Origin of the sequence: Streptomyces sp. NPDC088261, from assembly GCF_044740805.1 — a bacterium.
In the GTDB taxonomy this organism is placed as follows: Bacteria; Actinomycetota; Actinomycetes; order Streptomycetales; family Streptomycetaceae; genus Streptomyces.
In genome coordinates this window covers 38675-60215 of record NZ_JBIURL010000022.1, presented here as the reverse complement: position 1 = coordinate 60215, position 21541 = coordinate 38675, and the positions used below count along the sequence as shown (strand labels likewise).

Sequence of the window (21541 nt, the reverse complement as noted above, 5' to 3'; positions counted from 1 at the left end):
CCACGTCGGTGTCCGCGTCACGCGGTCCGCGTCAGGCGGCGATGTGGCTCGACCGGGCCGGCGCCGTGTCGGTCATGTTCTCCGCCGGACGGCGGACCTCCAGGGAGTGCACCACCCGCTCGGTGCGCAGTTCGTGTGCGAACAGGTCGCCGAGTGCGACCGCCACCAGGGCGACCCCGCCGGCGAAGACCAGCCAGGTCAGCGCGGAGCCGGAGAAGATCAGCGAGGCGATCAGCGACCACAGCGCGACCGCGGCCAGCAGGCCGTGTCCCGCCTTCGCGGCCGCCTTGCGGGCGAAGACAGCTCCCACGATCCCCAGGACCGCGATACCGGTGAACACTCCGAAGCCGATCCAGCCGGCCACGGAGGCCGTGAAGGCCATGGCCACCACCGCCACAAACGCGCCGGCGATGAGTCCGATGCTGTTGAGCGCGAAACGAGGGCTGAGAGCCATCGTCAAACACCTCCTCGGTACCGCATCCGGGCGGCACCGCATATGAAAGCCAGGAAGTGGGTCGTCGCGCGGCGTCAACAGACGCCGAGGGCGGCTCGCTTGCCTCCGATTCCCCACCGGAGACATATGTGTGTAACTCGTGAGGAGAACGGTCCATGCCCGCTCATTCACCCCTATTCTTGTGACCTGCATCACATTATATGAACCTTATCCGAGTCATCGCAACAGGGCCGGATCGACGGCTCCCGCGATGGCCCGGAGCCCCGCCTCGTTGGGGTGCAGGTGGTCACCGCTGTCGTACTCCGCGCGGAACTTCGTCGGCCGCGCCGGGTCGTGTGTCGCCGCGTCCTGGTCGACCACACCGTCACACCCACTGCCCGAGCCCCGGATGAAACTGTTCACGGCGGCCCGCTTCGTCTCCAGCTCCGGCTTCCACCCGCCGGCCCCCTCGAACGGGGTGAGCGTGGAGCAGAGGAACTTCACGCCCCGTTCGTGGGCGCGCGTGATCAGCTGCTTGAGCCCGCCGATCAGCCGGTCCGCCGTGGGATTGGTGTTCGACAGGTCGTTGATGGGGTCGTCGGCGAAGATCACCCACCGGACACCGGGCTGCGAGAGCACGTCCCGGTCGAACCGGTTGAGGGCGCTCTGCCCCGCGCCGTCGGTGAGGAGCTGGTTCCCGCTGATGCCCTGGTTGAGCACGCCGACGGTCCGTCCGGCACCCGCCAGCCTGCTCGCCAGCTCGTTCGGCCAGCGCCGGTTCGCGTCGTTCCTGGAGGCGATGCCGTCGGTGATCGACGCGCCGAGCGTGACCACGGCGCCCTCGGCCGCCGGGTTCACCACGTCGAGCCCGGAGAGGAAGTAATAGCTGTTGGTCGTCCGGGCGTTGGTGAGCGTCGCGTTGCCGCTCACGTCCCCCGCGGCGACGTAGTTGGTCTGGAGTCCCGACTGGTGGTACGTGACGGGGCCGGTGGTCTTGGGGAGGTGGAAGCTCACCGCCACGTCCGACAGGGCGTCCACCGGGAACGCGACCTCGTCGCTGACCGCCGAGCCCCCGGCGGGTATCGTGACGGCGCGCTGGCCGCCGAAGGTGACCGTACGGTCGGTCGCGGCGTTCACCGAGGAGCCCGAGGTGCGGCGCGCGAGGTGTATGTCCTGGACGGTGAGCGGGGCGTTGCCGAAGGCGTTCGACAGGCGGACGCGCGCCGACGTGCCCGCGATGCTCGTACGGACGATCTGACGCACCGTCTGCTGCGTGAACGTGTCGCCGCCGCTCTGCGGCGCGGCGGCCCAGGTACCGGTCCACGGGCCCGCGGCGGGGGCGGCCGACGCCGTCCCCTGGACTCCGGTCTGGACTCCGGTCATGATCAGCGCTGCCGCGCCCGCGGCCAGGATGTGGGGGGTTCGCTTCACGGGGGACTGTCCCTTGTCCGGGTGGGGCGCCCCCGGCCGGGGCGCCCCTCCCCCACCCCCTACCCCCTGGGCACCGGCGTGACCACCCAGTCCGGGTGCCCCGGCATCGGCGGCGTCGCCGGACCGTACAGCCACGGGGTCAGGAACGGCTCCAGATCCCGTCCCGCGACCTTCGACGCCAGCGCCACGAAGTCGCCCGTACCGGCCGCCCGGCCCGTGTACGTACGGATCCAGGCCCGCTCGATCCGCCGGAAGGCGGCGTCACCGACCTCCTCGCGCAGCGCGTACAGGACGAGGGTGGAGCCGTCGTAGCGCATCCTCTTGAAGAGGTTGGGCTCGGTGGGTTCGGCGGGGGCGCCGTAGTCGTGACGCCACTGGTCGTGGTTCTGGTACGCGGTCCTCATCGCCGCTTCAAAGCTGTCGCCGCCGTGCTCCTCCGAGTACAGCCGCTCGTAGAAGCGGGCGTGCCCCTCGCTCAGCCACAGGTCCGACCAGGTGCGCAGGGCGATGCTGTCGCCGAACCACTGGTGGGTCAGCTCGTGCACCATGGTGCGTTCCGCGTCCACGCGGGTGCCGAGCAGATCGGCCTTGGGGAGCAGGGAGAGGGTCTGCGTCTCCAGCGCGACCGCCAGGTCGGTGTCGCCGACGAGCAGGCCGTACCGGTGGAACGGGTAGGCACCGAGGCGCTGTTCGAGCCAGGTGAGGTGCCCGGGGGTGAGTTTCCGGTACGCGTCGGTCGCGTCGACCAGGGCGTCGGGGACGTGATCGCGGATCGGCAGCCCGTGCGGTCCTGTGCTGTCGACGGCGGTGAACCGGCCGATCGCCAGCTGGGCGAGCTGGGGGGCGACGGGCTGTTCGGAGTCGTACGTCCAGCGCACCCGGCCGCCGGGCCGGTCCTGGCGGGAGACGAGCCTGCCGTTGGCGACCGCGGTCAGTCCGCCCGGCACGGTGATCCGGAAGGTGATCGGGGCGCGCCGGCTGGGGTGGTCGTCCGACGGGAAGATCATCTTGGCGCCGTTGGGCTGCGGATAGAGGACCGTGCCGTCGGGGGTGGGTATCCACCCGTAGTCCTCGATCGCGTCGTCGCGGTGGCGCGTCTGCGTCGGATCGGCGGTGTAGGTGACCGTGACGGTGAAGCTCCGGCCGTCGCGGATCGGCGACTTGGGCGTGATCACCAGCTCGTCGCCGTCGCGGACGGCGGCGGCCCCGGCGCCGTCGACCGTGACCGTGTGCAGGGTGTTGCCGGCGAAGTCGAGGTCGAAGCGCGACAGCGCCTGGGTGGCGGTGGCCTTGATCGTGGTCTTCGCCTCGAAGGGCGTCCCGGGCGCCTGCCAGTCGAAGTCGAGTGCGTAGTGGCGCACTTGATAGCCGCCGTTGCCGTCGAGCGGGAACATCGGGTCGCCGAGGCCGGGCGCCCCCGGTGACGGCCTGGTGGCCGGTCCGGCCGCCGACGCGGCGGGCGCGAGCGGGGCGATCAGCGCGGCGGTCACCGCGACGGCCGCCGCCAGGGCGGGCCGTAAGCCGCGCCGGGACAGGGTGAACGTGGTCAATGTGGTGCCTTTCCCCCGTGACGGGAACATCAGGTCGTCCCGCCTCCCCTTTCAGGACCGCGGAGGCGCCCAAAGGGTTGCCCCGCGACGGCCTCCCGGACCGGCGGCGGTGACGGGTCCCTGCCTCGTTCGGCGCATCCGGCGGGTGGGAAACGGCTGCTCGGCGGGGTGCGTCCGCGACCGGGGACGCGCGTGGACGGCCCGGCGGGAGCCCGTTCCCCGGTGGTCGGGGACAGCGCCCCGTGCTTGCCTGGGAGCGTGAGCACCGCCCTCCGCGACCGCCGTACCTGAGCCCCGAGGCAGGACGTCCCATGAGCGAGTCCACGCTGATCACCACTCCGTTCACCGCCCGGTCGACCGCCGCCGAGGTGGTGGCCGGCACGGATCTCCTGGGCCGCTTCGCCGTCGTGACGGGCGGGGCCTCGCCGGTGGGGATCGAGACGGCGCGGGCCCTCGCGGCGGCGGGCGCCGACGTGACGCTGGCGGTACGGGACACGGAGGCGGGCCGGCGGGCGGCGGAGGACATCATCGACACCACGGGCGCCAGGGAGGTCCGTATCGCCCCGCTGGACCTCGCCGACCGGGCGTCGGTCGCCGCGTTCACCGCCGCGTGGCAGGGACCGCTCCACATGCTCGTGCACAACGCCGGGGTACGGCAGACGCCCGAGCGGCGGACCCCGGAGGGCTGGGAGCTCCAGTTCGCCGTCAACCACCTGGGCCACTTCGCCCTCGCCACGGGCCTGCGCGGCGCGCTGGCGGAGGCGGACGGCGCGCGCGTGGTGGTGGTCGGCTCGGACGCCCACCTGCGGGCACCCCTGGACTTCGGCGACCTCCAGTTCCGTACGCGCCCGTACGACCCCGTGGCCGCGTACGGGCAGTCCAGGACGGCCGACGTACTGTTCGCGGGCGAGGCGTACCGGCGGTGGGCCGACGACGGCATCGCGGTCAACACCCTGGACGCGGGGGCGACCGAGGCCGGGCACAGGACCCCCGCGCAGGCGGCGGCCACCTCCGTGCTGCTCGCCGCGTCACCCCACGTCGAGGGCGTGGGCGGGCGGTACTTCCAGGACTGCGCCGAGGCACCGCGTTACGTGCCGGGCGGGCCGCTCCGGGGTGTCGCGCCGCACGCGCTCGACCCCGGGGCGGCCGCCCGGCTGTGGCAGGTGTCCCTCGACCTGCTGGGTGCCTAGGGGGTGTCTTGGGGGTGTCTTGGGCGGGTCCCCTCAGACCGGTGGGAAGGGGATCTCGGCCAGGGCCGGGAGCAGCGATTCGTCTTCGTGGTCGAGATGCGCGCCCAGCCGTTGGGACAGATCGTGTGGTGGAATTCCAGCCAGGAGCACAACTCCAGGCAGCGGCGGCGCAGTTGGAGCCACAGGGCGGGCGCCGGTGGCGCGTCACGCGACACCGCGCTCATCACAGCCGCCCGGCGGGCCCGGTGTCAACGACCGCTCGGCGGAGGAGAATTCAGCGGAGGGGAATGGTGAAGTCGTCCTCGACGGGCGGGGCCAGTTCCTCCGTACGGTAGCCGGTCGCCGCGAAGCACCGGATCCGCAGGTGGTCCGGGGTGACGTCCAGCCGGAGGAAGCTCTTGAAGAACGGTGGGGTGTACGTCGTGGAGCCGGGCGAGAAGGCCTGCGCGTAGATCTTGCGGACGGGCAGCCGGAACCGGCGCCTGGCGTCCGGCCGCGCGGGCACGCCGAGGAGGGAGGCCACCAGTCTGGTACGGCGGGTCACCGGCGCGTTCGTCTCCCGGGTCGGCGCCACGCCGAGCCGCTCGGCGATCACGGCCCCCGCCTGTTCCGCGGTGAGTCCGAAGAAGCGGGGCATGCGCAGCCGCCGGCCGTACAGCTTGCTGTAGAAGGCCAGCGAGTCCCCGCGCAGCGGGTAGCAGCGGAAGTCCCCTTCGGTGACGTCGGCCACCGCGACGCGCGGAATGGTGTGGGTGGCGTGCATGAACGCCCCGCCGCCCCCGGCGACCAGATACTCGACGGTCCGGCCGCCGACGTCGACCGGGTAGTGCTGGTAGTTGTGGATGTCGCCGCCTATCGCCGCTATGTAGTGGCAGGCGGGGTCGCGGACGAGGTCGTCGACCGTGCCGCCGCCCTCGATGGCGCACGGCTCGTGGGCGCCGTCCACGTAGATCGGCGAGCCGGTCACCAGGATCTTGGGCCGGGGCCCCGCCGAGACGCGGCGCAGCCACTCCCCCTGTTCCCGGTCGATGCCGCCGAGCAGACCGGTGTCGATGCCTATGATCCGCAGCGGGCCGGCGTCGATGGCCCAGTACGGTCCCGGCTGCGCGGCCTGCTGCTCGGGGGCGGACCGCAACTTCCGCGCCTCGGCGAGCAGTTGCTCGTCCACGGAGCCGGGGCGCCGCCACAGCAGGGCCCGCCACCAGCCGGCCGACAGAGGTTTGGGGCGGGCGGCGGGCGGCAGCGCGGGGGCGTCGCAGAAGACGCGCATGAACCCGTTGAGGCCGTCGTACCAGTCGTGGTTGCCCGGTACGGCGTAGACGGGCGCGGGGTAGTCCTTGTACGGCCGGAAGAACTTGGGGCCGTACTCGTCGGCGCTGCCGACCGGGTAGATGACGTCGCTGGACAGGACGGCGAAGCGGGTGCCCTCGGCCGCCTCCAGGAAGCCGGGCACCACGGCGTACTGCGGCGCGTCGCCCTCACCGGTGTCCGCGAGCAGCATGAACGAGAAGGTGTCCGGGTCGTCCCGCTCGATCACCAGGTCCGGTGCGGCGCCCCGGTCGAGCTGTCCCTGTACCCAGCGCTTCCGGTCGTCGCCGGTCGGGTCGCCGAACAGCGAGGCGACCACGCCGTTGCGCGCTTTCCACAGGGTGGCCGGGTTCAGCCAGGAGATGTGGGTGGTGCGCTCCGGCATGAGGTTCCGGTAGCGGCCGGGCTCCTCGCCCGGCTCCTGACCGTGCCAGCCTGCGCCTGCTGCCGAGTCACGTGAAGAGGGAGACACCGCCGCACCCTAACAACTCTTCCCGGGTACGGGGAGGTTGGGGTGGAGACCCGCCCGGCGGGCGGAACGGGCGAGCGGACGGCGATGATGGTGCGGAAACCGGCAGGCCACCACCGCTCGCCCGGAAGAAGAGACCGGTAGACCGGAAGAAGAGAGAAGAGTCCTTCGTGACGTACGACATCGACGCCGTCCGTTCGCACTTCCCCGCGCTGGAGGCGGGAGGTGCCCACTTCGAGGGGCCCGCCGGTACGCAGACCCCCCGGCAGGTCATCGACGCCATCGCCGAGGTGCTGTCGAACCCGCTGTCCAACCGGGGGGCCGCGACGGCCGGGGAACGCAACGCGGACCGCACGGTGACCGGCGCCCGGCGGGCCATGGCGGATCTGCTCGGCGCCGACCCGGCGGGCGTCGTCTTCGGCCGCAGCGCCACCCAGCTCACGTACGACTTCGCCAGGACGCTCGCCAAGACCTGGTCGCCGGGGGACGAGGTCGTCGTCACCCGGCTGGACCACGACGCCAACATCCGCCCCTGGGTACAGGCGGCCCGAGGCGCCGGGGTCACGGTGCGCTGGGCCGACTTCGACCCCGCGACGGGCGAGCTGTCCCCGGCGGACATCGGGGCGGTGCTGTCGGAGCGCACCCGGCTGGTCGCGGTGACGGGCGCCTCGAACCTCATCGGCACCCGGCCCGACCTCCCCGGGATCGCCCGTCTGGCCCACGAGCGCGGGGCCCTGTTCTACGTCGACGGGGTGCATCACGCGGCCCACTCCTTCGTCGACGTCGGGCTGCTGGGGGCCGACTTCTACGTCTGCTCGCCGTACAAGTTCCTCGGTCCCCACCTGGGCGTGCTGGCGGCCGCGCCCGGACTGCTGGAGGGGCTGGCGCCCGACAAGCTGGCGCCGTCCACGGACGTGGTCCCCGAGCGTTTCGAACTGGGCACGCTGCCCTACGAGTTCCTCGCGGGCGTGATCGCGGCCGTGGACTTCCTCGCCGGTCTCGCCGACGGCGGCCCGTCCTCCCCCGGCGACACCGGTGACAGGCGGCAGCGGCTCGCCCGGTCCTTCGCGGCGCTGGAGGAGCACGAGGAGGGCCTGCGGCGGCGGATGGAGGAGGGCCTGGCCGGCCTCGCGCCGGTCACCCTGCGTTCGCGCGCGGCGGACCGTACGCCGACGCTGCTGCTGACTCTCGAAGGCCGGGACACCCAGGACGCGTACCGCCATCTGGCCGGGCTCGGGGTCACGGCGCCCTCGGGATCGTTCTACGCGCTGGAGGCGTCCCGCCGGCTGGGCCTCGGCGACACGGGCGGGCTGCGGGCGGGCCTGGCGCCGTACAACAACACCCAGGACGTCGACCGGCTCCTGGAGGGTCTGGCGGACTTCCTGCGCCGGCCGTCGCGGTGACGGGCGGCGCGCCGGGCCGGGGCGCGCCCGGCGGCGGCCCCGGCGTCGGCGATATCCAACTGGTATGCCCGTAGCCCCTGTTGAGGGTGGCGGCCGGGAGTGCGGCTCTGCCAAGCTCTCAGCCGCGATCAACACGGGTGCGACCAGGAGGAATGGCGATGGGTACGGTACGACGGCTCATGAGAGGGCGGCTCCTGACGGGGCGGCTCATGGCGCGCTGGCTGATGGTGGCCGCGCTGTTGCTGGGCGGTACGACGCTGACGGGAGCCCCCGCCGCCCTCGCGGCCGGGACGCCGGCGGCCCGGGCGGGCGGGACGGCGGTCCAGCCGAGCACGGCCGTCCAGGCGGGCCAGGCCGTGCAGGCGGGCGCCACGACCACCATCTGCGGCTACACGCCCGTCCCGGCCGGGTGGGTGATCATCAACCAGACGACCGCGGGGTGCGAAGGCTACGGCTCGCGGACCATCACGGAACTGGGGACCGCGACGTCCATCCAGGCGTGTTCGAACTCGCCCATCCCCGACTGGTGGGTCATCACCGCCATGCAGAATTCCAGCCTGTGCGGGCTCTACCCGGTGTACTCGCTGTTGAAGATCACGTCCCAGACCACCGTGACGGACTGCGGCCAGTCCTTCATCCCGCCCGGCTGGGTCATCATCTCCGTCCAGCAGGGCGCTCAGTGCGGGCCCTACACGGTTTACACCGTCACCGCGCTCGGTGACCGTACGACGATCCAGGCCTGCGGCCACTCGGCCATCCCCAACGGCTGGGTCATCACGGCGATGCAGAACAACGCCGGATGCGGCGCCTACCCGCTCTACACCCTGCTGAAGATCACCGACCAGACCACCATCACGGACTGCGGCCAGTCCGCCATCCCGGACGGCTGGGTCATCACGTCCATCCAACAGGGCACCCAGTGCGGGGTGTACACCGTCTACACCGTCGTGAAGCCGACCACCCAGACCGTCATGCGGGTCTGCGGGCCGACCAGGATCCCGAGCGGCTGGACGATCGTCGCCCAGTCGTCCGGCTCGCAGTGCGGTGTCTACGCGATCTACACGATCCAGCGCACGGGCTGACACGTACGAGCCGGCGTACGGCCCGAGCGGGTGGTGGTCCCAGCCCCGGGACCACCACCCGACCCGTTCCGGGCCCCGGTCGACTCCCGGGCCTCAGTTGACCAGGTCGTTGGCGGACTTCACCACGGCGACCCCGCCCCGCACCATGCCCTCGGCGGCGTTCACCTTCTCGCCGAGGTCGGGGCGGTGCTCGCCCTCCTCGCCCGCGACGACGTCCGCCGCACGCGCCGCGCCGCTCAGGGTGTTGCCGAGATCGACGGCGTGGGCGGCGGGGACGACGACGGCGAGGAGGGTGGAGCCGGCGGCGGCTGCGGTGAGGAATCGGCGCATGTTCATGGTCCGTGTAACGCGGCAGGCGCCCCGAGGTCACGATGCCGTCGCGCCGCCGTACCGGATTCACCTCCGTGGCCCGCGGCCGGCCGATACGGTTTTTGCATGACCGACACCTGGCGGCCCACCGACACCGGCGTCCTCGCCCTGCCCTCCGGGCGCCTCGTCAGGGGACGTGGTCTGCGCCGACCGCTGCCGGCCGGTGCCACGCCGGCCTTCGCCGTGTACCTGCTCGGCCAGGAGCCGCCCGAAGTCCCCTGGGAGACACGGTGGTTGCGCTGGCCCGACTTCCGGCTGCCCACCAGCCGGCCGCTGGCGAGGGCCGTCCTCGGCGAGGTGTGGGAGCGGGCGGCGGAGGAGCGCGTCGAGCTGGCGTGCGGCGGCGGACGCGGCCGTACGGGCACCGCCCTGGCCTGTCTCGCCGTCCTCGACGGGGTCCCGGCGGACCGGGCGGTGGCGTACGTACGGGCCCACTACTCCCGGCACGCGGTCGAGACGCCCTGGCAGCGGCGGTACGTCCGCCGCTTCACCGTCTGACCGCCGGTGCCGGGACCCGTCGCGTGACGGGCATCGGTGCCGTCCCCGGCCGGCCTCCGGCACGGGAGCGTGCCCCGCGCCGGGGAGCATGTGATCGTGTGGGGAACGCGCACCCGTGTCTCCGGCCGGCGAGGAGCAGGAAGGTCCCATGACACAGCCCACGCACCCCTTTCAGGCCGATCCCGTGCTGCTGCGCCGTCATGTGACCGCGCTGGCCGGGGAGCCCCGCAGCCGCCGGCACGCCCCGCAGGCCATGGAGCGGGCCGAGGAGTACGTCACCGACCACCTCACCGAGGCCGGCTGGGACGTGCACCGCGACCCGTTCGACGTGCGGTGGCGGTGGGGCTCGGCCGACGGGCCGGGGCATCGCGCGATGCCGCTGAAGATCCGTCTGCACCGGCGGGTGACCGGCGCCAACCTCCGTGCCGAGCCGCCGGGCCCGCGGGGCCGGGGCGAGGGCCCCGGCCCGCGCTCCACCGTCGTGGTCGGCGCGCACCTCGACACGGTGCTGGACAGTCCGGGGGCCGACGACAACGCGTCGGGGGTCGCGGTGGTCCTGGAGACCGCGCGGGTCCTCGCGCGGCTGCCCCAGCCGCCGGACGTCACCCTGATGCTGTTCGACATGGAGGAAACGGGCCTGATCGGCTCGCGGGAAGCCGTACGGCAGTTGGTGGGCACCCGCCGCGTCGCCGGGATGATCTGCCTGGAGTCGGTCGGCTACTTCTCCTCGGCCCTCGGCAGCCAGCGGCTCCCGCCGGGCGCGGGCCTGGCGTTCCCCGCGGCCGCCGAGGCGGTCGCCGAGGGCCACCACCGGGGCGACTTCACCCTCGTGGTCCACCGCACGTCCTCCCGCCCGGCCGCCGAGGCGTGGGCGCGGGCCGCCGCCGAGGCGTCCCCCTCGCTGCCCTCGGTCCTGCTGCGCGACCCACGCCCGGACGGGCGGCTCGGCGCGGCCGCCGGACTGGCCGTGCCCGTACTCAACAACCTGTCGCGCAGCGACCACGCGCCGTTCTGGAACCACCGGATCCCCGCGCTGATGCTCACCGGCACCGCGAACTTCCGCAACACCCACTACCACCGGCCCACGGACACCCCCGACACCCTGGACTACGACCGGCTGGCCGCGGTGGCGACGGCGACCGCCGCCACCGTGGCCGCCTGGCCCGGCGAGGCACCGCCCGGCGCCTGACCACCGGAGACCGCTCCCGTTCCTCACCCGGGCAGGGTGAAGCCGAGCTCCCTGGCCGCCGTCTCCGGGGTCGGCTGCGACCAGCGGTCGATCAGGTGCGGGGTGGTGGCGAACGAGCGGGTCTCGGCGAGGTCGACGTAGAGCGTGCCGCCGAGGTGGTCCGTCTCGTGCTGGACGATACGGGCCGGCCACCCGGTGAACTCCTCGTCGAACTCCCGCCCCGTCTCGTCCTGTCCGCGCAGCCTGACCGTCTCGGGCCGTGCGACGACGGCCTGGAGGCCGGGCACGCTGAGGCAGCCCTCGTAGAAGCCGACCCGCCGGTCGCCGACGGGTTCGTACGACGGATTGACCAGGACGCGGAACGGCTGGGGCACCCGGCCGCGCGTCCGGCCCACCTCTTCGGCCACCTCGGCGGGGTCCTCGATGACGGCGATCCGCAGCGGAATCCCGACCTGCGGCGCCGCCACGCCGACGCCGGGGGCGGCGTGCATCGTCGCGCGCATCGCGTCCACCAGGCGCTGGAGCCGGGCGTCGCCGAGCTGCCCTTCGTACGGCACGGCGGGGCGGCGCAGGACCGGGTCGCCGACGTGGACGAGGGGCAGCGGTACGGGGCCGTCGAGGAGTCCGTCGACGAGCTCGGTCAGTGTGGTGTCGATCATGGGTCCACTTTCCCAGACCCGGGCGCCGGGTCCGGCGCGGAGTGGGCTTCGGGCCGGGGCTCCCGCGGCGGTACGAAGGAGAGCAGCGTCGCGGTCAGGAGCAGGCCCGCGGGCAGCACCGGCGCGTACGTGCGCGCCCAGGTCACCAGGATCGCGCTGAGGGCGGCGCCCAGCGGCAGCACGGCGATCAGGACCACGTTCGCCCGCTGGAGCCGTCCCTTCGTGGCGAGTTCGGCCAGGATCCCGGTGAGTGTGCCGGTGAGGTAGGTGGTGGACATGGTGGGGGTGCCGATGACCCGGATCATCCCGCTCTGGCAGCCCATGGCGACGGCGGCGGTGGCCAGCAGCCCCATCTCCGCGCCCCCGGAGGGCCGGCCGCCGACCGCGATCCAGCCGGCCAGGAACCCGCAGAGGAGCAGCGTCTCGACGGCCAGCGCGGCCCGGTGGGGCGCCTTCGCGGGGTCGCCGAAGGCGGCGATCCGGCTGCCGAGGAGGACACCGCACACAAATCCGGCCAGGGCCACGGCCACATGTCCGGTGAGGACGAAGTCGTCGGATCCCACGGACAGTCCGAGCAGGGCGAGATTCGCGGTCATCACGCTGGTGAAGACGTCACCGAGGGCCATGAAGCTCAGGGTGTCGACGGCGCCGGTGACCAGGGTCAGTGTCACCACGGTCGCGGACGGTGTGGAGCCCGCGTGCCGGGAGGTGAGCGGGCCGCCCGCCCGGCCGGACCGCGCCTGCGCCGTCACCCGATCTCCGCCCTCCGGTCGGACCGCCTCGCGCGCGGTCCGGTGCCGGGCCGGCGCGGGCGCTCAGGGGAAACCTGCCCCACCGGGGCGGACGAGCACGGCGCCGACACCTCGGGGGCCGGCAGATGGGCCCGGATGGAGTCATCGGGCGGACCGGGGACGGGACGGGGGACGGACGAAGCGGCCCGCCGGAGGTTCCCGGCGGACCGCTTCATCTGCTCCGGCGCACCCAGATCGGCGGGGGCGCGGCGCGGCCGGAGTGTGTTACGGCTGCTGGACGAGCTGGAACGACTGCGCGGCCGATCCGTTGCAGGCGCGCTGGACCAGGGCCGTCCCGGTGGTCGCGGTGTCGGGCGCGCTCAGGCACTTCCCGCTGTGCCGGGCGGTGAAGTGGTAGCGGCCCCCGGTCTCGGCGACGGCCTGCCACTGCTGGTTCGTACCGCCGCTGTAACTCCACAGCTGGAGCGGGGCGTTGTCGGCGGTCGACACGTTGGTGACGTCGATGGCCTGGGCGGCGTTGGCGCGCGGGCCGATGCGCGAGAACCCGCCGTCGGTGGCACGGATCTGGTACTGCTGCGCCTGGGTGCTGTTGCAGGTGTACTGCTGGATCACCGTGCCGTTGGCGGTGGCCGCCGCGCGGGCGTCCACGCAGAGGTTGTTGCCGCTGTTGACGAGGGAGTACCAGGCGTTCTCGTTGATGGGTCCCGGCGGGGTGGTGGAGCCGCCCTCGCCCGTGCCGAGCCACTTGAGGCTGTCGAGCACGAAGCGGTTCTGGGTGGCGCTGCCGAACGTGGAGGACAGGGTCTGACCCGTGCTGTAGTTCATGGCGTTGTGCCCGAAGTTGGCGTAGATCATCTTGTAGTTGGTGTTGGTCCACGTGATCGGGTAATCACCGCTGTACCAGGACTGGTTGGGGTCCGTACCGAGCGGGAAGCTGACCGGGTCGACCGAGGACAGGACCTTGATGCCCGGGCGGGTGCGCAGGTTGTTGGTCCAGCTGTACCACTCGCTGACCGACGAGGTGAAGGTGCCGGGCAGGCCGACGGTGGTGGGGTGCGTACGGTCGTCGACCTTGATGGTCGCCGTGGTGGGTCCCCAGGTGTTGGACCTGAAGTTGCCCGAGCCGAGGAAGTCGTTGTAGTACCAGGACCAGGCGCCCGCGTTGGTGGTGAAGGCGGAGACGTGGAAGCCCATCCAGGCGCCGCCACTGCGGATGTACCGCTCGAACCCGGCCCGCTGCGACGCGCCCTGCGGAGCGTCGTCGAGGAAGAGGACGACCTGGTACTGCTCCTTGGTGAGGGTGTTGAGCTGGTCCCAGTTGGTGGTCGCCGTGTACGTGAAGTTGTTGGCGGCGGCCTGCTGCGGGAACCAGGTGTTGGCCTCCCGTACGAAGCTGATGTGCGCGTCGTCCCAGGTGCCGTTGTAGAACGCCAGCACCTTGTACGGGGCCGCGGCGGCCTTCTGTTCGGCTCCGTGGGCGGCGGGCGCGGCGGTGAGGCCGAACAGTACGGCGACGAGCGCGAGGAGTCGGAGGCCGACGTTTCTCGCGCGGACCCTGTCTGTGGTCATCCGGGGATGATCCCTTCTTCTGCCGACATGGGGGGTGAGGTCGTACCGGTCAGCGACTTATCATGTATATGACAGAAGTCCACGGCACGACCGCCGGGGAATGCGCCGCCCCGGCAGGGCGGCACGGCTCGTTCGTGATTTAAGAAGTGAACCCACCCCATGTCAAGGCTTTGGTATGGACCAATACTCCCGAAGGCGGTCGGTCCGAACTCGACGCCCCACCGGGGAAGTTGGGGCGTCCCGCGTTCAGAAGTCTGTCCGCGGGTCCGTCACGCGACCGGAAGGATCATCTCGGGCCGGTCGAACATCACGGCCGGCGGCCGGGCGTAGACCGTGCCGGTCCTGCGGGCGCCCACGGTGAGGTAGAAGCCCTCCGAGGGCGGATGCGCGACCACCCGTACCCCCGTCAGACCCGCCTCGCGCGCCCGGTCCGCCAGATGCGCGGCCAGCAGCCGGCCGAGGCCGCGCCCCTGGGCGTCGTCGGCGACGAACATCAGGTCCAGCTCGGCCTCGGCGAGCAGGAGGGCGTAGAAACCGAGCACCCGCTCGGGCGTCCCGGAGGCCGTCGCCTCCTCGACCGCCACGAAGACCTCGTGCGTCTCGATGTAGTCGGGACCGATCCGGTATCCGGCGGTCATCGGCGCGTACGGACCCTCGTACGCGCGCGAGGACCGCACGATCCGGGTCAGCCGCCGGGCGTCCCTGGCCGTGGCCCGCCGGATGCGCGTGCCCCCGCTCGTGGTCCTGTTCACCGGGATGCCGAGGTGTCCCATTCCGGGTCGGCGGTCATCGGCAGGCAGATCTGGAACCGGGTGTCCCCCGGCCGCGAGTCCACCCGGATGTCCCCGTGGTGCTTGTTGACGACGATGCGGTACGAGATGTCCAGCCCGAGGCCCGTCCCCTCGCCCACCGCCTTGGTGGAGAAGAAGGGTTCGAAGATCCGCGGCCTGACCTCGTCCGGGATCCCGGAGCCGGTGTCGCCGATCTCCACCACCAGCCGGTCGACCTCACCCCACGTACGCAGCGTGAGCGTGCCCCGCCCGCCCATCGCGTACACGGCGTTGTCGATCAGGTTGGTCCACACCTGGTTCAGCTCGGCGCCGAACGCGGGGATGGGCGGCAGGTCGCGGTCGTACTCCTTGACCACCCGCACCTCGGCCGGGATCTTCGCGCGCAGCATGGTCAGCGTGGCGTCGAGCAGGGTGTGGACGTCGACGGGCTGCTGCGGCGCCCGGTCCAGCTGCGAGTACTGCTTCGCCGCCCCGACCAGGTCGGAGACCCGGGTCACCGCGTCGTCGATCTCGCCCATCAGCAGCTCGGCGTCGATGGTGTACGCGAGCCAGCGCACCGCCGACTCCAGGTGTTCGGCGCCGACCGCGTCGGCGACCGTGGCCAGCCAGGGCACCTCGATGCCCCCGGCGACCAGCGCGGGTGCCAGGTCCCAGGCGCTGCTCACGCCCTGCTCGTCCAGCCAGTCGCCGAGGACGTCCTCCGCGTCGGCCGCGGCCAGCGCGGGCAGCGGGGTCGCGGCGGCGGCCTGCTTGACGGCGGCGTCCTGGAGCTCGACCAGGCCGCGCAGCCGGCTGCCGTCCAGCCGCCCGTCGGCGATCATGGCCAGCTTGTGGCGCATCCCCGCCACCCGCTCGCGCAGCGCCTCGGTGGCCCGCACGGCCGCCGCGGCCGGGTTGTTGAGCTCATGGGTGAGGCCGGCGGACAGCGACCCGAGGGCGACCAGCCGCTCCCGCTCCCCCACGATCATGTTGGCCGCGCGGGAGCCGAAGAACAGCCCTTCCAGCAGGTGGAGGGCCATCGGGAACCACGTCCGGATCGCGGTCGTGAAGTCGTCCGCCGACAGGACGAACAGCTCCACGTCGCTCACGGCCCGCATCGTGTTGCCGTACACCTGGTCCACGCGGTCGCCCAGGTACGCCTGCATGGCGCCGCTGTAGACGCCGCGCTGGTCGGTCCTGGTGACCTCGATGTCGTCGCCGTGAAGCCGCCGGTTGAGGGTGATCGCGCCGCTCAGCAGGACGAAGAAGCAGGTGGCAGGGTCGCCCTCCTTGTAGACGGCGGTGCCGCCGTCCCGCCTCTCCACCCTGCCCCGCTCGGAGAGCCAGGCCAGCTGCTCGTCGTCCAGCGCCTCGAAGAGGAAGAGCGTGCGCAGTTCCGCCGGGCTCAGCCGTTCCTCGGGCGCCCCGGCCGGCGTGTCGGAAGAATGCTCCGAAGACGAAGAATGCTCTGAAGACTCTGAGGACGTCACTGTGCCTCCATGTAGCGATGGACCAGCGAGATGGCCATCGCGCCGTCACCCACGGCGGACGCGACGCGCTTGAGGGACGCCGCGCGGACGTCACCGGCGGCGAAGACCCCGGGAATGCTGCACTCCAGGTGGTACGGGTCCCTGGGCAGCGTCCAGTCGGCCGGCCGCTGTCCGCCGGCCAGCAGGTCGGGTCCGGTGACCACGAAGCCCAGCTCGTCGCGGACCACCACGCCGTCCAGCCACTCCGTACGAGGCTCGGCGCCGATGAAGACGAACAGCCAGGACGTGCTCACGGTGTCCGTCGCGCCCGACCGGGTGTCCCGGAGGGTCAGCTGCTGGAGGTGGCCGTCGCCCTTGCCGTCGACCACCTCGGTCCACGGGTGCAGGACGATGTTGTCGATGGCCTCGATCTGGTCGATCAGATAGCTGGACATCGACCGTCTCAGGTCGCCGCCCCTGACCAGCATGTGCACCCGGTCCGCGAAGCGGGAGAAGTGGACGGCCGCCTGGCCCGCGGAGTTGGCGCCGCCCACCATGTAGACCTCCTGGCCCTTGCAGGTGGGTGCCTCGGTGACGGCGGCCCCGTAGAAGACCCCGGCCCCGGCGAACTCCTCCAGACCTGGCGCGTCGAGCCTGCGGTACGAGACGCCGGTGGCCAGGACCACCGTGTGCGCGGTGATCGAGGCGCCCTCGCCGAAGTGCAGCACCCGCCCGGAACCGGCCGCCTCCATGCCGGTGACCTCGCGGGTGCTGAGGATCTCGGCCCCGAATTTCAAGGCCTGGCGGCGGGCCCGGTCGGTGAGCTGCGACCCGGACACGCCGTCCGGGAAGCCGAGGTAGTTCTCGATACGGCTGCTCTGGCCAGCCTGTCCGCCGGTCGCGGCGCGCTCGACGAGGACCGTGCGCAGGCCCTCGGAGGCGCCGTACACGGCGGCGCCGAGTCCGGCGGGGCCGCCGCCGACCACGACGAGGTCGTAGAAGTCGGACGTCGGTACGGTGCTCAGCCCGACGTGCGCGGCCAGTTCGCCGTCGGCCGGCGCCAGCAGCGACGTGCCGTCGGACGTGACGACCAGCGGCACGTCGGCGGCGGTGGCCCCGGCGGCGGCGAGCAGCCGCTCGCCCTCGGGCTCGTCGGCCTGGAGCCAGCGGTACGGGACCAGGTTCCGGGCGAGGAAGTCGCGTACCGCGAACGACGGCGCCGACCAGCGGTGTCCCACCACGCGGATCTCGGAGGCGGTCGGGTCGGGGGTGGCGAGCCAGGCGTCCAGCAGGGTGTCGATCACCGGGTAGAGGTGCTCCTCCGGCGGGTTCCACGGCTTGAGCAGGTAGTGGTCGAGATCGACCACGTTGATGGCGTCGATGGCCGCGCCGGTGTCGGCGTACGCGGTCAGGAGCACCCGGCGGGCGCGCGGGAAGAGGTCCATCGCCGCTTCGAGGAACTCCAGGCCGTTCATCTGGGGCATGCGGTAGTCGGCGAGCATGATCGCGAGTTGTTCGCCGCGCAGCTTTATCTCGCGCAGCGCCTCCAGCGCGTCCGCTCCCGAGACGGCGCGCACCACGCGGTAGCGGTCGCCGTACCGGCGCCGGATGTCGCGTGCGACGGCCCGGGAGACCGCCGGATCGTCGTCCACGGTCAAGATCGTCGGATTCACCATGACACCGCACCACCCCTGGTCTGCTCTGCCGGCAGCTCCGCGCGAAGCACCGCGCGGTCGTGGCCGACGGCGTGATCGACTCCCCACATTACGCCGCCGGCCCCCGCCGGCGCCGTTTGTGAGTCTTCGGTGAAGCAACCTGAGATGTCGATGAGGATCGCGTGCGCGTTCGGTTTGCGGGCAGCGGCTGAGGGTGGACAGCATACGAACCGCCCCGGTGACCAGGACAGGAACGGACAGATCAGGCGCGACCGGCACGCTGGGGGTGGTGCCCGTCCGGGTCGGGCGCCGGGCCGGGCACGGCTTTCCCTCGGCGCTGACCGGGGGACGGATCGACGGGGTGGACGGGCTGCGGGCGCTCGCCGTCGCGGTGGTCATGGTCTACCACCTGGACGCCGACCTGCTGCCGGGCGGCGCGTTCGGGGTGGACGTCTTCTTCACCATCAGCGGGTTTGTCATCACCCGGCTGCTGCTGGCCGAGTTCGCCCGCGGCGGGACCGTGGCCATGGGCCCGTTCTACCGGCGCCGCTGGCTGCGGCTGGTGCCCGCCCTGCTGGCGCTGTGCGCGGTGTGCGCCGTGCTGGCCCTCACCACCGGCCTGCCCGGCTTCGACAACGCCTGGGCGTCGATCGGGCTGTCCGCGACGTTCCTGGTCAACCTCGTCCGGGCGGGGCAGCCCGGCCCGTACTCGGACGACACCGCGCTCCTCGCCCACACCTGGTCACTCGGGGTGGAGGAGCAGTTCTACCTGCTGTGGCCGCCGGTCCTGGTGCTCCTCCTGCGGTGGGTCAGGCCGCGGACGGTGCTGATCGCGGCGGCCGTGCTGTGCGCGATCCCCGTCTTCTGGCGGTGGTACCTGTGGGACCCGAGCGCGGCCCACCGCATCTACAACGGCACCGACACCCGCGCGGACCAGCTGCTCGCGGGGGCGCTCCTGGCGATCGTGGTGGCGCGGCTGGACGCGGAGGACCGGCGGCTGGCCGCGCTGCGGCGCTGGTCGGGCCGGCTGGCGTGGCCCGCGCTCGGAGTGCTGGGCCTCCTCGTGTGGTACATCCCCGGCACGCACACCGGAGTGTGGACCGTACCGCTCTACACCGTCGGTTTCCTGGTCACCGCCGTCCTCACGGCGACCGTCCTGGCGGCGCTCGACCTGTCGCCGCGTGCCCCGCTGGCCCGGGTGCTGTCCCTCGCGCCGCTCGTCTGGGTCGGGCGCAACCTGAGCTACGCCCTCTATCTCTGGCACTACCCGCTGGGGCGGCTGCTGGCCGGGCTGGGGGTCGACACCTGGCACACCCCGGCCACCCTCGCCGCCTCCTTCGCGGCCGCCACCGCGTCGTACTACCTGATCGAACGACCGCTGACGCGCCGCAAGCGCCCCAAGCGGGCGGAGGCGGAAGCACCCTCTTCCCCGGAGAACGCGCCCGCAGCCGCCCCCGCCGTGCGTGGCGGTCCGGCCGGCTGATCCCTCGACCCTCTACTTTCATCTCGTCATACCTCACATATACGTACAGAACGAGGATGAGATGAGAGTCCGCGCTGTGGGTACCAGGACCAGGACCGGCCGCCGGTTCCTGGCGTTGCTGCTGTCTCTCGCCGCGGGTCCGGCCGCCGTCCAGGCGCCGTCCGCCGCCGCGTCGGCGCCCGCCGCGTGCGCGCCGTCCGTGCCGTACCGGTCCGGGCAGTCGGGTTACTTCACCTTCCGCATCCCCGCCGCGCTCCAGGTGCCCGGCGGCGCCCTGCTCGCCTTCGCCGAGGGGCGCCGGCACTCGTCCGCCGACGACGGTGACATCGACCTGGTCCTGCGGCGCTCCTTCGACGGCGGATGTACCTGGGGGCCGCTCCAGGTGGTGGCCGACGCGGGCGCCGACACGGCGGGCAACCCCGTACCGGTGATCGATCCGGCCAGCGGCGACGTGGTGCTGCTCAGCTGCCGGACGATCGGCGGGGCGAGCCGCCGCCAGGTCACGACCGGCGCGGCGCCCGCGTCGACCCGCCGGGTGTACGTCCAGCGCAGCGCCGACGGCGGCGCGACGTGGACACCGCAGCGCGACCTCACCGACACGGTCAAGCCCGCGGACTGGCGCTGGTACGCGGTCGGCCCCGGGCACGCGGTGTCCCTGCGCCGGGGCGCGCACCGGGGCCGGCTGCTGGTCCCCGCGAACCACACGTCGGGCCGTACGGGGCGCAGCGGCGCGCACTCCCTCTACAGCGACGACGGCGGCGCGACCTGGCACGTCGGTTTTGTGGCCGGCTCGGCCGGCGGGCCCGTCCAGCTCAACGAGAGCACCCTCGCCGAACTGCCCAACGGCCTGGTGTACGTCAACTCCCGTGACCACAGCCGCAGACCGGACGAGGCCCGCGCCGACGCCTACAGCTCCGACGGCGGGCTCACCCTCTCCGTCCCGTTCCGGCCGCAGCCGCTGATCGCCGGACCGGTCGTCCAGGGAAGCGTGCTGCTCGTGTCCGGACTGCCGGGCAGGGGGCCGCTGTTGTACTCGGGCCCGGCGGATCCGCGGGCCCGCGTACGGATGCAGGTGCGGGCGAGCGGCGACGGCGGGCGGTCGTGGCGGCCCGTGTGGACGGTGTCGGAGGACCGCGCCGGTTACTCGGACCTGGTGCGGACCGGGCCGGGTGCGGTGGGGCTGCTGTACGAGACCGGGCCCCGGACGTTCCACGACACGATCCGCTTCACCCGGCTCCCGGCCCGCGCCCTGTCCGCGTTCCCGGAGTTCGCGTTCCCGGCGTCCGCGTCAGCGACGCCCTCTTGATCCGTCGCAGCCCGCGACCGTACCATTACCTTGAGTGACGGTTTGTCACCACCCGTACGGCCCTCCCGCTCCCCGCGCTGTCAGGCCGTACCCCGTCGGTACCGGTGAAAGGGATGCGATGGCACAGCGTGGATCCCCCTTCGTGGAATGGCTCGCCGAGAAGCTCGGCCGGATTCCGGGGCCGAGGCGCGGACCGTCCGGTCCGGTGTCGCAGGGACCGGCCCGGCCGGGGCCCACGGGTCCGGTGCCCTCGCGCCCCGGCGCGCTCCCGGTCTTCACCGCCGACTTCTCCTCGCCCGAGCAGTGGGTCGCGGGCCGCTCCTGGGCCTATCCGCGCGGCGGGCCCACCAACCCCGGCGACAACAAGCTCGACCATCTCTGCCCCGACGCGGAGTTCAGCCGCGACGGGGTCTTCCGGGCGTCCCGCAGGAGCGACGGGTACTGGGACACGGGGCTGCTCACCACGGAGGGCAGCGAGGACGGCTTCATGGTCCGTACGGGTGACGTCTTGGAGGCGCGCGTACGGCTCCCCGCCGAGATCGGCGCGTGGCCCGCGATCTGGACCTGGCGGGACGGCGGGAACGAGATCGACGTCTTCGAGTACCACCCGGACAACCCGGACCTACTGGAGCTGACCAACCATGTCCGGGGCGGCCAGCGGTACTTCACGGATCCGGCGATCGCGCCCGGCGCGTGGGTGGACCTGCGGGTCGAGTTCCGGATGCGCTCGGTCGTCTGGTGGGTCAACGGAGTACGGGTCTTCGCCGACAACCGGGGCGTCGGGTGGTTCTGGCGCGCCTATCTGATCGTGAACCTCTCCGTCTGCGCCGGCGCCTACCATCCCGCCCCCGAGCCGTCCGTCGACAGCATGTCGTACGAGGTCGCGTACCTGCGCGTCTACCGCTCCTGACCCGGGACGGCCCGGCCGGGCCCGCCGGCCGCCTCCGACATGCGGG

Annotated in this window: 19 protein-coding genes; 8 read left to right on the top strand and 11 right to left on the bottom strand. The window is 72.6% G+C overall.

Going from position 1 to position 21541, the window contains the following annotated elements; all coding sequences use genetic code 11:
- Positions 1-31: 31 nt before the first annotated feature.
- From ACIODU_RS30365 to ACIODU_RS30355, 3 genes are all read right to left on the bottom strand, one after another.
- Positions 32-454, bottom strand: coding sequence for a hypothetical protein (locus ACIODU_RS30365; protein ID WP_356429193.1), 423 nt, complete (start codon positions 452-454; stop codon positions 32-34).
- Between the two features lie 216 nt (positions 455-670).
- Positions 671-1864, bottom strand: coding sequence for an SGNH/GDSL hydrolase family protein (locus tag ACIODU_RS30360; protein WP_401771671.1), 1194 nt, complete (start codon positions 1862-1864; stop codon positions 671-673).
- A 59-nt stretch (positions 1865-1923) separates the two neighbouring features.
- Complete coding sequence (locus ACIODU_RS30355) at positions 1924-3414, bottom strand: M1 family metallopeptidase (RefSeq protein WP_401771668.1); 1491 nt, start codon at positions 3412-3414, stop codon at positions 1924-1926.
- Positions 3415-3725: 311 nt separating this feature from the next.
- On the opposite strand from ACIODU_RS30355, the gene ACIODU_RS30350 reads away from it, so the two are divergent.
- Positions 3726-4604 carry an SDR family NAD(P)-dependent oxidoreductase gene (locus ACIODU_RS30350; RefSeq protein WP_401771666.1) on the top strand — a complete coding sequence of 293 codons (879 nt, stop codon included), beginning with the start codon at positions 3726-3728 and terminating at the stop codon, positions 4602-4604.
- Between the two features lie 274 nt (positions 4605-4878).
- Here the strand turns inward: ACIODU_RS30350 and ACIODU_RS30345 are convergent, their stop codons facing one another.
- On the bottom strand, positions 4879-6384 hold the full coding sequence (locus ACIODU_RS30345) for a metallophosphoesterase family protein (RefSeq protein WP_401771664.1): 1506 nt from the start codon (positions 6382-6384) through the stop codon (positions 4879-4881).
- A 167-nt stretch (positions 6385-6551) separates the two neighbouring features.
- Between ACIODU_RS30345 and ACIODU_RS30340 the strand changes: the two genes are divergently transcribed.
- Positions 6552-7784, top strand: coding sequence for a cysteine desulfurase-like protein (locus ACIODU_RS30340; protein WP_401771662.1), 1233 nt, complete (start codon positions 6552-6554; stop codon positions 7782-7784).
- Between the two features lie 179 nt (positions 7785-7963).
- A complete protein-coding gene (locus ACIODU_RS30335; protein WP_401771660.1) occupies positions 7964-8866 on the top strand; it encodes a hypothetical protein in 903 nt (300 codons plus the stop codon).
- Between the two features lie 93 nt (positions 8867-8959).
- Here ACIODU_RS30335 and ACIODU_RS30330 read toward each other — a convergent pair whose 3' ends face one another.
- The gene (locus ACIODU_RS30330) at positions 8960-9202 is read right to left on the bottom strand and encodes a hypothetical protein (protein WP_401771658.1); all 243 of its coding nucleotides are present in this window, start codon (positions 9200-9202) and stop codon (positions 8960-8962) included.
- 99 nt (positions 9203-9301) lie between these two features.
- On the opposite strand from ACIODU_RS30330, the gene ACIODU_RS30325 reads away from it, so the two are divergent.
- The gene (locus tag ACIODU_RS30325; protein ID WP_401771655.1) at positions 9302-9733 is read left to right on the top strand and encodes a protein phosphatase; all 432 of its coding nucleotides are present in this window, start codon (positions 9302-9304) and stop codon (positions 9731-9733) included.
- Positions 9734-9881: 148 nt separating this feature from the next.
- Positions 9882-10922, top strand: coding sequence for a M28 family peptidase (locus tag ACIODU_RS30320; RefSeq protein ID WP_401771653.1), 1041 nt, complete (start codon positions 9882-9884; stop codon positions 10920-10922).
- Between the two features lie 23 nt (positions 10923-10945).
- On the opposite strand, the gene def is transcribed toward ACIODU_RS30320, so the two are convergent.
- From def to ACIODU_RS30290, 6 genes are all read right to left on the bottom strand, one after another.
- Entirely contained in the window at positions 10946-11581 is a 636-nt protein-coding gene (def, locus tag ACIODU_RS30315) for a peptide deformylase (protein WP_356429221.1), read from the bottom strand.
- Positions 11578-12333, bottom strand: coding sequence for a YoaK family protein (locus tag ACIODU_RS30310; protein WP_401771651.1), 756 nt, complete (start codon positions 12331-12333; stop codon positions 11578-11580). The genes def and ACIODU_RS30310 overlap by 4 nt, the downstream gene beginning before the upstream one ends.
- Positions 12334-12597: 264 nt before the next feature.
- Positions 12598-13902, bottom strand: a complete 1305-nt coding sequence (locus ACIODU_RS30305) for a ThuA domain-containing protein (RefSeq protein ID WP_356431632.1) — start codon at positions 13900-13902, stop codon at positions 12598-12600.
- A gap of 269 nt (positions 13903-14171) precedes the next feature.
- A complete protein-coding gene (locus tag ACIODU_RS30300) occupies positions 14172-14675 on the bottom strand; it encodes a GNAT family N-acetyltransferase (RefSeq protein ID WP_401771648.1) in 504 nt (167 codons plus the stop codon).
- On the bottom strand, positions 14651-16081 hold the full coding sequence (locus ACIODU_RS30295; protein ID WP_401771758.1) for an ATP-binding protein: 1431 nt from the start codon (positions 16079-16081) through the stop codon (positions 14651-14653). Before ACIODU_RS30295 ends, ACIODU_RS30300 begins: the two co-directional genes overlap by 25 nt.
- Positions 16082-16158: 77 nt before the next feature.
- Positions 16159-17817, bottom strand: a complete 1659-nt coding sequence (locus ACIODU_RS30290) for an FAD-dependent oxidoreductase (protein WP_356431628.1) — start codon at positions 17815-17817, stop codon at positions 16159-16161.
- A gap of 217 nt (positions 17818-18034) precedes the next feature.
- On the opposite strand from ACIODU_RS30290, the gene ACIODU_RS30285 reads away from it, so the two are divergent.
- The 3 genes from ACIODU_RS30285 to ACIODU_RS30275 all read left to right on the top strand — a co-directional run bounded on the left by ACIODU_RS30285 (position 18035) and on the right by ACIODU_RS30275 (position 21495).
- Positions 18035-19279: an acyltransferase family protein gene (locus tag ACIODU_RS30285; RefSeq protein WP_401771646.1), complete on the top strand. Its 1245-nt coding sequence runs from the start codon at positions 18035-18037 to the stop codon at positions 19277-19279.
- 76 nt (positions 19280-19355) lie between these two features.
- Positions 19356-20585, top strand: a complete 1230-nt coding sequence (locus ACIODU_RS30280) for an exo-alpha-sialidase (RefSeq protein WP_401771643.1) — start codon at positions 19356-19358, stop codon at positions 20583-20585.
- A gap of 118 nt (positions 20586-20703) precedes the next feature.
- Complete coding sequence (locus ACIODU_RS30275; RefSeq protein WP_401771641.1) at positions 20704-21495, top strand: beta-glucanase; 792 nt, start codon at positions 20704-20706, stop codon at positions 21493-21495.
- The last annotated feature ends 46 nt before the right edge of the window (positions 21496-21541 follow it).